Source organism: Enterobacter cloacae complex sp. P24RS (assembly GCF_014982165.1).
GTDB lineage: Bacteria > Pseudomonadota > Gammaproteobacteria > Enterobacterales > Enterobacteriaceae > Enterobacter > Enterobacter quasihormaechei.
On the sequence record NZ_JADCKU010000023.1, the window covers coordinates 26,966 to 41,402 of the forward strand.

A 14,437-nucleotide genomic window follows, 5' to 3' on the forward strand; every position below is an offset into this window, starting at 1 on the left:
GAAGGCTGCCAAACTCTCACCATTGCAGAATAAAAATTGTTATCAATTTATAACAGCCATGTTACCCGTCTCAGAAGGCAATGCCTCCCCCGTCTGCTATGCTTTTTTGTTAAGTCCATCATGATTTTCTCAGAAGTGTGAACTAACGCACTCGACTAACTCTTTTATTTCCAAGGAGTAATTATGAACCAGCTAGACGGCATCAAACAATTTACCACCGTGGTTGCAGACAGCGGCGACATCGAGTCGATTCGTCACTATCAGCCGGAAGACGCGACCACCAACCCCTCGCTGCTGCTCAAGGCGGCGGGGCTTGCGCACTTCAGTCATCTGATTGATGACGCCCTTGCCTACGGCAAACAGCGCGGGAAAACGCAGGAGCAACAGGTCGCCGAAGCCAGCGACAAGCTGGCGGTCAATATCGGTGCGGAAATTCTTAAAAGCATTCCGGGACGCGTCTCCACCGAAGTGGACGCCCGGCTCTCGTTCGACCAGGAAAAGAGCATTAACAAGGCTCGCCGCCTGGTGGAGCTCTACCAGGAGCAGGGAATCGATAAATCGCGCATTCTGATTAAGCTTGCGTCCACCTGGGAAGGTATCCGCGCGGCAGAAGTGCTGGAAAAAGAGGGGATCCACTGCAACCTGACGCTGCTGTTCTCGTTTGCCCAGGCGCGTGCCTGTGCCGAAGCGGGCGTGTTCCTGATCTCCCCGTTTGTCGGACGTATCTACGACTGGTATCAGGCGAAACAGCCGATGGATCCGTACGTGGTGGACGAAGATCCGGGCGTGAAATCGGTGCGTAATATCTACGACTATTACAAGCAGCACCGCTATGAAACCATCGTGATGGGGGCCAGCTTCCGCCGCACCGAGCAGATCCTCGCGCTCGCGGGCTGCGACCGCCTGACCATCTCCCCTGACCTGCTGAAAAAGCTACAGGAGAGCGAAGAGACGGTGATCCGCAAGCTGGTGCCAACCTCTACCGTGCTGCCAAAACCGAAAGCCATGACCGAAGCGGAATTCCGCTGGGAGCACAATCAGGATCCAATGGCCGTGGAAAAACTGGCGGACGGCATCCGTCAGTTCGCCGTCGACCAGCGCAAACTCGAAGATCTTCTTGCCGCCAAACTTTAACCTTGCCACGGAGTGAACTATGTCCCGTAAAGAGCTCGCCAACGCCATTCGCGCCCTCAGCATGGATGCCGTACAAAAAGCCAATTCCGGCCACCCTGGCGCCCCCATGGGGATGGCTGATATCGCTGAAGTGCTGTGGAACGACTTTCTGAAGCACAACCCCACTGACCCGACCTGGTATGACCGGGACCGTTTTATTCTCTCCAACGGTCACGCCTCAATGCTGCTCTACAGCCTGCTGCACCTTTCCGGCTACGACCTGCCGCTTGAGGAGTTAAAAAACTTCCGCCAGCTGCACTCCAAAACGCCGGGCCACCCGGAAATTGGCTACACGCCGGGCGTTGAAACGACCACCGGACCGCTGGGCCAGGGGCTGGCGAACGCCGTCGGCCTGGCAATTGCCGAACGTACGCTGGCCGCGCAGTTCAACCAGCCCGACCACGAGATTGTCGATCACTTCACCTACGTCTTTATGGGCGACGGCTGTCTGATGGAGGGGATCTCCCACGAGGTCTGCTCTCTGGCGGGCACGCTGGGGCTGGGCAAGCTGATTGGCTTCTACGATCACAACGGCATCTCCATTGACGGAGAAACCGAGGGCTGGTTTACCGACGACACGGCGAAGCGCTTCGAGGCCTATCACTGGCACGTGGTGCACGAGATCGACGGCCACGATCCGGAAGCGGTGAAAAAAGCGATTCAGGAAGCGCAGAGCGTCAAGGATAAACCGTCCCTGATTATTTGCCGCACCACCATCGGCTTCGGCTCGCCGAACAAGGCGGGCAAAGAAGAGGCGCACGGCGCGGCGCTGGGCGAAGAGGAAGTGGCGCTGACCCGTCAGAAACTCGGCTGGAAACACCCGGCCTTTGAGATCCCAAAAGAGATCTACAGAGCCTGGGATGCGCGCGAGGACGGTGAAAAAGCGCAGCACGCGTGGAACGAAAAATTTGCCGCCTACAAAAAAGCGCACCCGGAGCTGGCCGCCGAGTTTACCCGCCGCATGAGCGGCGGCCTGCCGGAGGACTGGGAAGAAAAAACCCAGGCCCTGATTGAGAACCTGCAATCCAACCCGGCGAAAATCGCCACCCGTAAGGCGTCGCAGAATACCCTGAACGCCATTGGCCCGATCCTGCCCGAACTGCTGGGCGGCTCGGCGGACCTGGCGCCAAGCAACCTCACCATCTGGTCCGGCTCTAAATCCCTGAAGGAAGACATTGCCGGGAACTACATCCACTATGGCGTGCGCGAGTTCGGGATGACCGCCATTGCCAACGGCATCGCCCACCATGGCGGCTTCGTGCCGTACACCGCCACGTTCCTGATGTTTGTCGAATATGCCCGTAACGCGGCGCGTATGGCGGCACTGATGAAAGCACGGCAGATCATGGTGTATACCCACGACTCCATCGGGCTGGGTGAAGATGGCCCGACGCACCAGGCGGTAGAGCAGCTGGCGAGCCTGCGGTTAACGCCAAACTTCAGCACCTGGCGTCCGTGCGATCAGGTTGAAGCGGCTGTAGGCTGGAAGCTGGCCGTTGAGCGCCATAACGGCCCTACGGCGCTGATCCTGTCGCGCCAGAACCTGGCGCAGATTGAGCGCACGCCAGAGCAGGTGAAAAATATCGCCCGCGGTGGATACATTCTGAAAGACAGCGGCGGCAAGCCGGACGTGATCCTGATTGCCACCGGTTCCGAAGTGGAAATCACCGTGAAAGCGGCGGAGAAGCTGACCGCCGAAGGTCACGCCGTGCGCGTCGTTTCTCTGCCTTCAACGGATATCTTTGATGCGCAGGATGAGGCGTACCGGGAATCGGTGCTGCCTTCGAACGTTGCAGCGCGCGTGGCGGTGGAGGCGGGTATTGCCGACTACTGGTATAAGTACGTGGGGCTGAAAGGGGCGATTGTGGGCATGCGGGGCTACGGCGAGTCCGCCCCTGCCGATAAGCTGTTCCCGTACTTCGGCTTTACCGTTGAGAACGTAGTGGAGAAAGCGCTGAGCGTGCTGTAGTGCGATCTGCATTGCCGGGTGGCGGCTGCCTACAAATCGCCAAAACGTAGGCCGGGTGAGCGACAGCGCCACCCGGCAAAACTACCTCGTGATCCACAGCGTGGGCCAGGCATCTGGCCCATTCCAGTTATCACAGCTTGGCTCTTCCGCGTAGCGCACCAGGCGGAAACGCTGGCCGTTAAAACGCCAGCGGGTCTGGATCCCACAGTCGCCAATCCCGCGTCCCAGCGCCAGCGTCGTCAGCTCGCGCGTTTTTTCATCGAAGCTGGCATTCATCAGCTCCATGTCGCTACTCTGGCTGGACGGGGTAAACGGCAGGCGCAATTTCACGCTCCTGGCCGCAAAGGGTTTTTTACGCGACACCAGCCACGCCAGATCGACGGTATTGTACGCCCCCGCCTCACAGCTGATGATCATCAGCGCTTTGTCATCGGTCAACGCGGTAACGCGCACTTCGCGTCGGTTCGGATCGAGGGAGCACTGGCTATGGTTCATGCGCCAGGTACCGTAATCCAGCAGATCGTTCAGTTCGCGATGGGTCAGCGGCGTTGGCGTCGGGTTCACCACGGCCACCTTTTTTAAGGCGGGCGCAGGCGGCACGCTCAGCGGTGGACTGTCCCCTTTTTTAATCCATGCCGTTTCGCTGCCGACGCGTTTTTGCTGGGCGTCGATAAACAGCAGCGCAGCTTTCAGACCGGCCAGGGAGATCGTCTGCTTCCCGCCGCGCAGGGTCAGCGCCTGACCTTCCTGAATGGTTTTGAGAAACGTGGTGATGGTGCCCGTATCGTCTGTTTTAAGGTGCCAGGGGGTTAACTGCCAGTGCTTCGACGTGAGCGTAAGCGGAACATTGTCGAGCAGCAGGCGCGGGGCGATGTCAGGCTCTTTCACCGGAGGCGCAGAAAGCCCGCCGAGATCGATGCGCAGGCTGGCGTCCGTTTTGGCTCCCGCGCTGCGGCTCAGCGTCATGACCAGACCGCGATGCTCGCCGGTGTTTCGCGCCACGCAGAAATTCTGGTTGTTGCAGGTAACCTGCCAGTCAGAAAAAGACTGCTGCGCAGGTGCAGCCCACGCCAGAGGCGCAGGAAGCACGCAAATGAAGAAGAGAAGAAAAACGCAGTAGCGCATGAATGGCACAGCCCCGGAAAACGAAAAGGTCAATCTGGGGCGTATCTTCGTGCCCTGGACGGGCTGGCTCAATCGGATTTATCGGATAGATTTATCTGAAATACAACTTATCACGCTTGCGGCGCAGCGCTCATCAGCCCGCTGGTTTGCAGATACTGCAACAGGATCACCGCTTTACCGTCGCGGATCTCGCCGCGTTTCACCATGTCGACAGCCTGAGCAAAAGGCATCTCCAGGACTTCAATGTCTTCGTCATCCACGCCGCCGCCCCGGTGCGTGCGCTGGGCATCGGTGTATTCCGCAATGAAGAAGTGGACCAGCTCGGTGACGCCGCCAGGGGACATGAAAAGCTCAAAGACTTTTTGCACCGCACCCACTTCAAAACCCGTCTCCTCAATGGCCTCTTTGCGGATACACACTTCCGGCTCATCGTCATCAAGCAGGCCTGCGCAGGTTTCAATCAGACGTCCGTCCGCGTTGCCATTGACCCACGTGGCGATGCGAAACTGGCGGATCAGCACCACGCTCTGCTTTTCACGGTTATACAGCAGAATGGTTGCCCCGTTGCCCCGGTCGTAGACTTCGCGTTTGTGGCGAATAACGTCCCCGTTCTTGCGGGTCAGATCGTAAGTGATGTTACGCAGGACAAAGTAATTTTCAGAAAGGATTTTGTCTTTAATAACGCTAATGTTCAGGGACATACGGGCTCCACGGCAAAATGAGTCTGTTTATACTACGCCGTGAAGCCCGCTTTGTCGCCCATCGGCGTTAATGCATGCTGCGCGGCGGCACGCCAAGCCAGTCCATGATCCCCTGTGCGGCGTGGCGCCCTTCCGCCATCGCGGTGACCACCAGATCCGCACCGCGCACCGCATCGCCGCCGGCAAAAATCTGCGGATTCGAGGTCTGGTAGCGATAACGGCTCTCAACGGACGCCCTGATACGCCCCCGATCGTCGGTGTCGACGCCCTGTGCCTGAAGCCACGGCATGGCGTGCGGAGTAAACCCGAACGCCATGATGACCGCATCAGCAGGCATCACAAACTCGCTGCCCGCCACCGGAACAGGCCGCCGCCGCCCCTGCGCGTCCGGCTCGCCCAGCGCGGTGCGCAGCATTCGAATGCCGTTGACCTTGCCGTCGGCATCCAGCGCAAGCTCAACCGGCTGAACGTTAAATTCAAACGCCGCGCCCTCTTCTTTCGCGTTTTTAACCTCTTTTTTGGAGCCCGGCATGTTGGCCTCGTCCCGCCGATAGGCGCAGGTCACCTTCGCCGCGCCGTGTCGAAGCGCGGTACGCACGCAGTCCATCGCCGTATCGCCCCCGCCCAGCACCACCACGTTCAACCCCTGGGTGTCGATAAACGGCGCGTCAGCGACGGGCTCAAGACCCATTACGTTCCGCGTGTTCGCCACTAAAAACGGCAGCGCGTCATACACGCCCGGCGCGTCCTCATGGGGAATACCGGCTTTCATGGAGCGGTAGGTCCCGACGCCGAGGAAAACGGCATCGTAGTCGTTTTGCAGCTGTGCCATCGACACGTCTTTCCCCACTTCGCAGTTCAGCTCGAAGCGGATACCCATCGCGCTGAATATCTCTCTGCGCCGCGCTAACAGGGATTTATCCAGCTTGAAGGCCGGAATGCCGAAGGTGAGCAAGCCGCCGATTTCCGGATGACGGTCGTAGACCGTGACCTCGACGCCGCTGCGCACCAGTACGTCGGCGCAGGCCAGCCCTGCCGGACCGGCACCGATGATGGCGACGCGCTGACCGACCGGCATAACGTGGCTGACGTCCGGCATCCAGCCCGTCGCCAGCGCCCGATCCGAGATATACCGTTCGATATTGCCAATGGTCACCGCACCCGACGCATCCCGCAGGGTGCAGGCCCCTTCACATAAACGATCCTGTGGACAGACGCGCCCGGTAATTTCCGGTAAACAGTTAGTCTGATGAGAAAGCTCGGCCGCGCCGACGATGTCCCCCGCCCTGACCCGTTCAATCCACTGCGGAATGTGGTTATGCAGCGGGCAGGTCCACTCGCAAATGCTGTGCTCGCCGCATTTCAGGCACCGGGATGCCTCGCGGTGCGCCTGTTCCGGGCGAAACGGCAGGGAGATCTCGTTAAAATGGCGGGCGCGCGCGTCGGGGCTGAGCTTGTCCGGTTCACCGCGCGCCGGGGTATTTTGCCTCTGCTGCCGTTTGGTTTGCGGGCATTCTGCCTGAACCGCTTCGCTGTGCCACGGCTGCGCGTCCAGCCTTGCACTGCGCTCGCGCCGTGACTTCGCCAGGTTCTCCAGCACCGCCGGGGTAGCCAGCGTGAGCACGTTTGCCGGGCAGTTTTCGACGCAGGCCGGCCCCTGCGGCCTTTCCAGGCAGAGGTCGCATTTATGCGCCGAGGCCTTCACGCGGTCGTTCTCCAGCGGGGTGACCAGCAAGTCCATCGTGCCAAACGGACAGGCCACCACGCAGGCTTTACAGCCAATGCATTTTTGTTGATTCACCTGTACGCTGTCGCTGTGTTGCGTGATAGCGCCGTTCGGGCAGCTTTGCGCGCAAGGCGCGTTTTCGCAGTGGTGACAGGTGACGGGGCTAGTGCGGGTAGCGGAGGTAAGGACCGTAATGCGGGGATGAAAATGGCGCTCGCTCAGTACGTGCTGTTCCCCGTTGTGCGCCATCACACAGGCGACTTCGCAGGCGCGACAACCGATACACTCCTGACCGTTGACCATAATAAAACGATTCATAACTACACCTGTTTTTGGTTCAATAACCTTATTCTTTCTATTGTTATCGTATTTACCCACAGCGGCATGGCGACGCAATGTTCAAATGCCCAGGAAGCCGAACTATTTCCAGTGAACCTGTGGCAGATCAATTTTATTCAGGAAGCTGATGAGTGACCGTTAAACGCCCCGTTTCGGGAAGCCTGGCTCGGGCTTTCTTTTCGATGATTGTATTGTCCGTGTTAATCAGCGCCATTGCGCTGGTCACGCTCGCCAGCAGCCAGCGTGACGCCGAGGCGATTAACATCGCCGGATCGCTGCGCATGCAGAGCTACCGCCTGGGCTACGAGATGCAGCGCGCCAGCCCGTCGCTGGCAGAACACCGTGCGGTCTGGCAGAAAACCCTGAGCGCACCTGCGTTGCAGAAGTTAAACCGCTGGTATGTGCCGGAGGACGTCAAGCAGCGTTACCGGCAGCTCCACCTTGCCTGGCAGGAGATGGATAAGCGCATCGCCAGCGGCGACACCGGGTGGTATCAGAACCACATTGAGGATTTCGTTGGCCGCATAGATGCCTTTGTGCTGGCGCTTCAGCACTACACCGAACATAAAATTCAGCTGGTCATTTTCATGTCGCTGACCGGCGGGCTGGGCATTTTGCTGCTGGCGCTATTAACCCTGCGGCGGATCCGGCGTCAGGTGGTGCTGCCGCTGAATAATCTGGTGGCGGCGAGCGAGCGTATCGAACAGGGGCAATTCGATACCCCCGCGCCGGATACCGCGCTGCCTAACGAACTGGGCCAGCTTTCCCGTGCCTTCAACCATATGTCGGCAGAACTGCACACCCTGTATCGTTCCCTTGAGCAGTCCGTTGCCGAAAAAACCCGCCATCTGAATGAAGCGCATCAGCAACTCGACATGCTGTTCAAATGCTCGCAGGCGCTGAATACCGGGCAGATAGACAGCCACTGCTTCCGACATATGTTGCAGATTGTGCATGAATATACGCAGATGAATTATCTGCAATTGCGCACCAGCGACGACTGGCGGCTGTGCGAAGGGCAGGAAACACCGGGCGAGAAGATGCACACGTTACCGGTGTTAATGCAGGATACCCTGTACGGCGAACTGCGCTGGCAAAGCACTACGGGCGATGTGCCCCTGCCGCTAATGGAAAGCGTGGCGACGATGCTGGGCCGGGGGCTCTATTTCAATCAGGCGCAGAAGCACTATCAGCAACTGCTGCTGATGGAGGAGCGCGCCACCATCGCCCGCGAGCTGCACGATTCGCTGGCGCAGGTGCTCTCTTATTTGCGTATTCAGCTTACGCTGCTGAAGCATGCCGTGCCGGGCGACAATGCCCCCGCACAGACCATCATTACGGATTTCTCCCGCGAGCTGAATAACGCCTGGCATCAGCTACGCGAACTGCTCACCACCTTCCGTCTGACGCTCAATCACGCCAATCTTCCTGCCGCGCTACAGGAGTCTCTTGACGGGCTGCAAAGCCAGACCAGGGCGAAACTGGTGCTCGACTGCCGTCTCTCGTCCCTGGCGCTGGACGCGCAAAAACAGGTGCACCTCTTACAGATTGTGCGTGAGGCGGTGCTGAATGCGATTAAACATGCCGACGCGAGCGAGATCCTCGTCAGCTGCGTCACCGCTGCGGACGGCATGCACACGGTCACTATCCGCGACAACGGTATTGGCATCGGCGACGCCAGTGAACCGCCGGGGCATTATGGTCTGAACATCATGCGCGAACGCGCGGGACGGCTCGGCGGGACGCTGGGCTTTTCCCAGCCGCCGCAGGGTGGTACGCAGGTCAGCGTAACGTTCCGGACGCCTGCGGATCGGGCTGAAAAATAGCGAGAAAGCAGGCGCGCTGAAAAAAGCGCATGATAATTTACATTATCTCCTTTATTTCTCCACGTTTGGCCTGCGCCTTCCCGCTACAGTGTTGCGGGCAATATACAATAATGACGTGCTGCATAACGAGGTCACTTTTTCATGGCGAATTTTTTCATCGATCGCCCCATTTTTGCCTGGGTGCTTGCAATCCTGTTGTGTCTGACGGGTGTCCTGGCGATTACATCACTTCCCGTTGAGCAATACCCCGACCTCGCGCCCCCCAACGTGCGTATCACGGCGAACTACCCTGGCGCCTCGGCGCAGACGCTGGAAAATACCGTCACGCAGGTTATCGAGCAGAACATGACGGGTCTCGATAACCTGATGTACATGTCCTCGCAGAGCAGCGCCACGGGCCAGGCGACGGTCACCCTGAGCTTTACGGCGGGCACGGATCCGGATGAAGCGGTACAGCAGGTGCAAAACCAGCTGCAATCCGCCCTGCGCAAACTGCCTCAGGCGGTGCAGAACCAGGGGGTGACCGTGCGTAAAACCGGTGACACCAATATTTTGACCATCGCGTTCGTCTCAACCGACGGCTCGATGGATAAACAGGACATCGCGGACTACGTCGCCAGTAATATCCAGGATCCGCTCAGCCGCATCAACGGCGTGGGCGATATCGACGCCTACGGCTCGCAGTATTCCATGCGCATCTGGCTGGATCCCAACAAGCTGAACAGCGTGCAGATGACCGCCAAGGATGTCACCGACGCTATCGAATCGCAGAACGCACAGATTGCCGTGGGGCAGCTGGGCGGTACGCCCTCCGTGGATAACCAGGCGCTTAACGCCACCATCAACTCCCAGTCGCTGCTCCAGACGCCTGAACAGTTCCGCAATATCACGCTGCGCGTGAATCAGGACGGGTCGGAAGTGCGTCTGGGTGATGTCGCCACCGTGGAAATGGGGGCGGAAAAATATGACTACCTGAGCCGTTTTAACGGCAATGCCGCGTCCGGATTAGGGGTGAAGCTGGCCTCCGGTGCCAACGAAATGGCGACCGCGCAGCTGGTATTAGATCGTCTGGACGAGCTGTCGCACTACTTCCCGCACGGCCTGGAGTATAAAGTCGCCTACGAAACCACCTCGTTCGTTAAGGCCTCTATCGAAGACGTGGTGAAAACCCTGCTCGAAGCCATCGCGCTGGTGTTCCTCGTGATGTACCTGTTCCTGCAAAACTTTCGCGCCACGCTGATCCCCACCATTGCGGTGCCGGTGGTGCTGCTGGGAACCTTTGCGGTGCTGTATGCCTTTGGCTACAGCATCAACACCCTGACCATGTTCGCCATGGTGCTGGCCATCGGCCTGCTGGTGGATGATGCCATCGTGGTGGTGGAAAACGTCGAGCGCATTATGAGCGAGGAAGGGCTTTCGCCCCGCGAGGCCACGCGCAAGTCAATGGGGCAAATTCAGGGTGCGCTGGTCGGTATCGCCATGGTGCTGTCGGCGGTATTTATCCCGATGGCTTTTTTTGGCGGCACCACGGGCGCGATTTATCGCCAGTTCTCGATCACCATCGTCTCCGCGATGGTGCTCTCGGTGCTGGTGGCGATGATCCTCACCCCTGCCCTTTGTGCGACGCTGCTCAAGCCGCTGCACAAGGGTGAGCATCACGGTCAAAAAGGCTTTTTCGGCTGGTTTAACCGCATGTTCAACCGTAATGCGGCGCGCTATGAAGCGGGCGTGGGCAAGGTGCTGCACCGCAGCATGCGCTGGATGGTGGTGTATGTCCTGCTGCTTGGCGGCATGGTCTTCTTATTCCTGCGGCTGCCCACCTCCTTCCTGCCGCTGGAAGATCGCGGCATGTTTATCACCTCCGTGCAGTTACCGAGCGGCTCGACCCAACAGCAAACCCTGAAGGTGGTAGAAAAGGTTGAGAACTACTTCCATATCCAGGAAAAAGATAACGTGGTCTCCGTTTTCTCTACCGTCGGCTCTGGCCCTGGCGGTAACGGGCAAAACGTGGCGCGCATGTTTGTGCGCCTGAAAGACTGGGATCAGCGCGACAGCGAAACCGGCTCCTCCTTTGCCATCATTGAGCGCGCAACCAAAGCGTTCAACAAAATCAAGGAAGCGCGCGTTTTCGCCAGCAGCCCGCCCGCCATCAGCGGTCTGGGTAGTTCAGCCGGGTTTGATATGGAGCTTCAGGACCACGCGGGAGCCGGGCACGACGCGTTAATGGCGGCTCGCGATAAACTGCTGGAGCTGGCCGGGAACGATCCGCAGCTTACGCGCGTTCGTCATAACGGTCTGGATGACAGCCCTCAGCTCCAGGTGGATATTGACCAGCGTAAAGCGCAGGCGCTGGGCGTCTCCATCGACGACATTAACGACACCCTGCAAACGGCATGGGGCTCAAGCTACGTAAATGACTTTATGGATCGCGGCCGCGTGAAGAAGGTCTACGTTCAGTCCGCCGCCAAATACCGCATGCTGCCGGACGATATTAACCGCTGGTATGTGCGCAATAACACCGGCGGTATGGTGCCGTTCTCGGCGTTCGCAACGTCGCGCTGGGAGACCGGATCGCCGCGTCTGGAGCGCTATAACGGCTATTCGGCGCTGGAGATTGTCGGGGAAGCCGCGCCGGGCGTCAGTACCGGTACTGCAATGGACATTATGGAAAAGCTGGTGCAGCAATTGCCGACCGGCTTTGGCCTGGAGTGGACGGCGATGTCCTACCAGGAACGGCTTTCCGGTGCGCAGGCGCCTGCCCTGTATGCTCTTTCGCTGCTGGTGGTCTTCCTCTGCCTGGCGGCGCTGTATGAGAGCTGGTCAGTGCCGTTCTCGGTGATGCTGGTGGTGCCGCTCGGGGTTATCGGCGCGCTGCTGGCCACCTGGATGCGCGGCCTGGAAAACGATGTCTATTTCCAGGTCGGGCTCCTCACCGTTATCGGATTGTCGGCGAAAAACGCCATTCTGATCGTCGAATTTGCCAACGAGATGAACGCCAAAGGCCACGAGCTGATGGCCGCCACGCTGCACGCCTGCCGCCAGCGCCTGCGCCCGATCCTGATGACGTCTCTGGCGTTTGTGTTCGGCGTCCTGCCGATGGCCACCAGCTCCGGCGCAGGCTCCAGCAGCCAGCACGCGGTGGGAACGGGCGTCATGGGGGGAATGATTTCCGCGACGATTCTGGCGATATATTTCGTCCCGCTGTTCTTCGTGCTGGTACGCCGCCGTTTCCCGCTGAAGGATAAGCCGGAATAACCCGTTGAAATAAAAAAGGCGGCTTTATCGGCCGCCTTTTTTATTGTGTGATGTTTTCACACTATGGTTATTTTAGTTAATTAAGTGCTCTTGCAATTCTGACCGGAATTTATTTACGAAGCATGCCTTCGATAAAATCTTTCCAGTTCCCCATTTCACGTTCAATCATAACAACCTCTCTTATTATTATGCGCATTCTACGAAAACGTATCATCATTGTGAAGCCACTTTATCCGATTGCTGTGATTGCGCCCCGCTATGTGGGTGGGTTTAAGATCACTATGAGCGTTGCCGGATAAATTTTATGTGACCTACAGCAATATTTTGAAATAGTCAGAAAAATGACAGCATTTTAAATTTCCCTCTGAGTTTATTGGTTATTTAAACAGGATGGACAACTATGCTTAAAAGATGAAAGACTATTCAGCTTACAACTGTTCGTTGAATTATGGAGAATTGTAAATCACGAAAAATTCCGAATGTGGTATATTCCACTTAAGGATATATCTTCGAAAATATTGAACATTTAATCCACAAAAGAACAAAAGGATTCACCATGGTTGTGATGTACGGCATTAAGAATTGCGACACGATCAAAAAAGCCCGCCGCTGGCTGGAAGCCCACAGCATTGACTATCGCTTTCACGATTACCGTGCCGACGGGCTTGACCCGGCGTTTCTCCATTCCGCCATCAACGAGCTGGGCTGGGAAGCGCTGCTGAATACGCGCGGAACCACCTGGCGTAAGCTGGATGAAGCTCTCCGGGCCACAATCGATGACGCTGACAGCGCCGCCAAACTGATGCTTGAAATGCCGGCAATCATTAAACGCCCATTGCTCTGCAAGCCAGGTCGGCCTATGCTGCTGGGTTTCAGTGAAACCCTTTATTCAGATTTTTTCGTTGAGGTGTAGTCTATGTCATGCCCGGTCATTGAGCTGACTCAGCAGCTTATTCGCCGTCCTTCCCTTAGCCCGGACGACGCAGGTTGTCAGGCACTAATGATTGAGCGCCTGCGTGCCATCGGTTTTACCGTGGAACCCATGGATTTTGGCGATACGCAGAACTTCTGGGCCTGGCGCGGTCAGGGGGAGACGCTGGCGTTTGCCGGACATACCGACGTGGTTCCTGCGGGTGACGCAGACCGCTGGATCAACCCGCCTTTTGAGCCGACCATCCGCGACGGTATGCTGTTTGGACGCGGCGCGGCGGACATGAAAGGTTCCCTGGCCGCGATGGTTGTGGCGGCAGAGCGCTTCGTTGCCCAGCATCCAAATCATAAAAACCGTCTTGCGTTTCTCATCACCTCTGATGAAGAAGCCAGCGCCCACAACGGCACCGTGAAGGTCGTTGAGGCGCTGATGGCGCGCAACGAACGCCTGGACTACTGCCTGGTGGGCGAACCGTCCAGTACCGAAGTGGTGGGCGACGTAGTGAAAAATGGCCGCCGTGGCTCCCTGACCTGTAATTTGACCCTACATGGCGTTCAGGGCCACGTTGCCTATCCTCACCTGGCGGATAACCCGGTACACCGCGCAGCGCCGATGCTGAACGAGCTGGTGGGCATTGAGTGGGACAAAGGTAACGAATTCTTCCCGCCCACCAGCATGCAGATTGCCAACATCAAGGCCGGCACCGGCAGTAACAACGTCATTCCCGGCGATCTCTTCGTCCAGTTTAACTTCCGCTTCAGCACCGAGCTGACCGACGAAACGATCAAAGCACGCGTGGTTGCGCTGCTGGAGAAATATCAGCTGCGCTATACCATTGACTGGTGGCTTTCCGGGCAGCCGTTCCTGACGCAGCGCGGTAAACTGGTGGATGCGGTGGTGAACGCCATAGCGCACTATAATGAGATTAAGCCACAGCTGCTGACAACGGGCGGCACGTCTGACGGACGCTTTATCGCCCGCATGGGTGCACAGGTTGTCGAACTGGGCCCGGTTAACGCGACGATTCACAAAATCAACGAGTGTGTGAACGCAGCGGATTTACAACTGCTGGCCCGCATGTATCAACGTATTATGGAGCAGCTCGTCGCCTGACGGGTGCTTACAGAGGATTAGCGAATGGACTGGCTTTCAAAGTACTGGTGGATTCTGGTGTTGGTGTTTTTGGTAGGCGTGCTGCTTAACGTGATCAAAGATCTCAAGCGCGTTGACCATAAGAAGTTCCTTGCCAACAAGCCGGATCTTCCGCCACATCGTGTTTTTAACGACAAGTGGGACGATGAAGACGACTGGCCGAAGAAGGACCAGAAGAAGTAATTGTGCACACCCCTCACCCTGACCCTCTCCCCAAAGGGGAGAGGGGCTGGGGGTGAG

Annotated in this window: 11 protein-coding genes; 7 read left to right on the top strand and 4 right to left on the bottom strand. The window is 57.9% G+C overall.

All coding sequences use genetic code 11. The annotated features are described in order from the left end of the window. Positions 1-183: 183 nt before the first annotated feature. Positions 184-1,134 carry a transaldolase gene (tal, locus tag INF58_RS19505; protein WP_193528329.1) on the top strand — a complete coding sequence of 317 codons (951 nt, stop codon included), beginning with the start codon at positions 184-186 and terminating at the stop codon, positions 1,132-1,134. Between the two features lie 19 nt (positions 1,135-1,153). Then, on the top strand, positions 1,154-3,142 hold the full coding sequence (tkt, locus tag INF58_RS19510) for a transketolase (protein ID WP_193528330.1): 1,989 nt from the start codon (positions 1,154-1,156) through the stop codon (positions 3,140-3,142). Positions 3,143-3,223: 81 nt separating this feature from the next. Here the strand turns inward: tkt and INF58_RS19515 are convergent, their stop codons facing one another. The 3 genes from INF58_RS19515 to aegA all read right to left on the bottom strand — a co-directional run bounded on the left by INF58_RS19515 (position 3,224) and on the right by aegA (position 7,012). Further along, a complete protein-coding gene (locus INF58_RS19515; protein ID WP_107533463.1) occupies positions 3,224-4,267 on the bottom strand; it encodes a DUF1176 domain-containing protein in 1,044 nt (347 codons plus the stop codon). Between the two features lie 110 nt (positions 4,268-4,377). Beyond that, complete coding sequence (gene nudK, locus INF58_RS19520) at positions 4,378-4,968, bottom strand: GDP-mannose pyrophosphatase NudK (protein ID WP_107533464.1); 591 nt, start codon at positions 4,966-4,968, stop codon at positions 4,378-4,380. A gap of 67 nt (positions 4,969-5,035) precedes the next feature. Continuing rightward, entirely contained in the window at positions 5,036-7,012 is a 1,977-nt protein-coding gene (gene aegA, locus INF58_RS19525) for a formate-dependent uric acid utilization protein AegA (RefSeq protein ID WP_193528331.1), read from the bottom strand. 152 nt (positions 7,013-7,164) lie between these two features. On the opposite strand from aegA, the gene narQ reads away from it, so the two are divergent. Both narQ and acrD read left to right on the top strand, forming a co-directional pair. Then, positions 7,165-8,859: a nitrate/nitrite two-component system sensor histidine kinase NarQ gene (gene narQ / locus INF58_RS19530; RefSeq protein ID WP_193528332.1), complete on the top strand. Its 1,695-nt coding sequence runs from the start codon at positions 7,165-7,167 to the stop codon at positions 8,857-8,859. A 141-nt stretch (positions 8,860-9,000) separates the two neighbouring features. Further along, positions 9,001-12,114 (top strand): multidrug efflux RND transporter permease AcrD, encoded by a 3,114-nt coding sequence (gene acrD / locus INF58_RS19535; protein ID WP_193528333.1) that lies wholly within the window; start codon positions 9,001-9,003, stop codon positions 12,112-12,114. A 109-nt stretch (positions 12,115-12,223) separates the two neighbouring features. On the opposite strand, the gene ypfM is transcribed toward acrD, so the two are convergent. Beyond that, positions 12,224-12,283, bottom strand: a complete 60-nt coding sequence (gene ypfM / locus INF58_RS19540) for a protein YpfM (RefSeq protein ID WP_102751470.1) — start codon at positions 12,281-12,283, stop codon at positions 12,224-12,226. 387 nt (positions 12,284-12,670) lie between these two features. On the opposite strand from ypfM, the gene INF58_RS19545 reads away from it, so the two are divergent. The 3 genes from INF58_RS19545 to INF58_RS19555 are packed head-to-tail and all read left to right on the top strand — an operon-like array spanning position 12,671 to position 14,380. After that, a complete protein-coding gene (locus INF58_RS19545) occupies positions 12,671-13,027 on the top strand; it encodes an ArsC family reductase (RefSeq protein WP_063450475.1) in 357 nt (118 codons plus the stop codon). Positions 13,028-13,030: 3 nt separating this feature from the next. Next, complete coding sequence (gene dapE / locus INF58_RS19550; RefSeq protein ID WP_063450476.1) at positions 13,031-14,158, top strand: succinyl-diaminopimelate desuccinylase; 1,128 nt, start codon at positions 13,031-13,033, stop codon at positions 14,156-14,158. Positions 14,159-14,182: 24 nt separating this feature from the next. Beyond that, positions 14,183-14,380, top strand: a complete 198-nt coding sequence (locus INF58_RS19555) for a YpfN family protein (RefSeq protein WP_193528334.1) — start codon at positions 14,183-14,185, stop codon at positions 14,378-14,380. The last annotated feature ends 57 nt before the right edge of the window (positions 14,381-14,437 follow it).

Excerpts from the sequence above, each read along its gene's own strand:
- tal (WP_193528329.1), top strand. The coding sequence starts at position 184 with ATGAACCAGCTAGACGGCATCAAACAATTTACCACCGTGGTTGCAGAC.
- aegA (WP_193528331.1), bottom strand. The coding sequence starts at position 7,012 with ATGAATCGTTTTATTATGGTCAACGGTCAGGAGTGTATCGGTTGTCGC.
- INF58_RS19545 (WP_063450475.1), top strand. The coding sequence starts at position 12,671 with ATGGTTGTGATGTACGGCATTAAGAATTGCGACACGATCAAAAAAGCC.
- INF58_RS19555 (WP_193528334.1), top strand. The coding sequence starts at position 14,183 with ATGGACTGGCTTTCAAAGTACTGGTGGATTCTGGTGTTGGTGTTTTTG.
- dapE (WP_063450476.1), top strand. The coding sequence starts at position 13,031 with ATGTCATGCCCGGTCATTGAGCTGACTCAGCAGCTTATTCGCCGTCCT.
- nudK (WP_107533464.1), bottom strand. The coding sequence starts at position 4,968 with ATGTCCCTGAACATTAGCGTTATTAAAGACAAAATCCTTTCTGAAAAT.
- acrD (WP_193528333.1), top strand. The coding sequence starts at position 9,001 with ATGGCGAATTTTTTCATCGATCGCCCCATTTTTGCCTGGGTGCTTGCA.
- INF58_RS19515 (WP_107533463.1), bottom strand. The coding sequence starts at position 4,267 with ATGCGCTACTGCGTTTTTCTTCTCTTCTTCATTTGCGTGCTTCCTGCG.
- tkt (WP_193528330.1), top strand. The coding sequence starts at position 1,154 with ATGTCCCGTAAAGAGCTCGCCAACGCCATTCGCGCCCTCAGCATGGAT.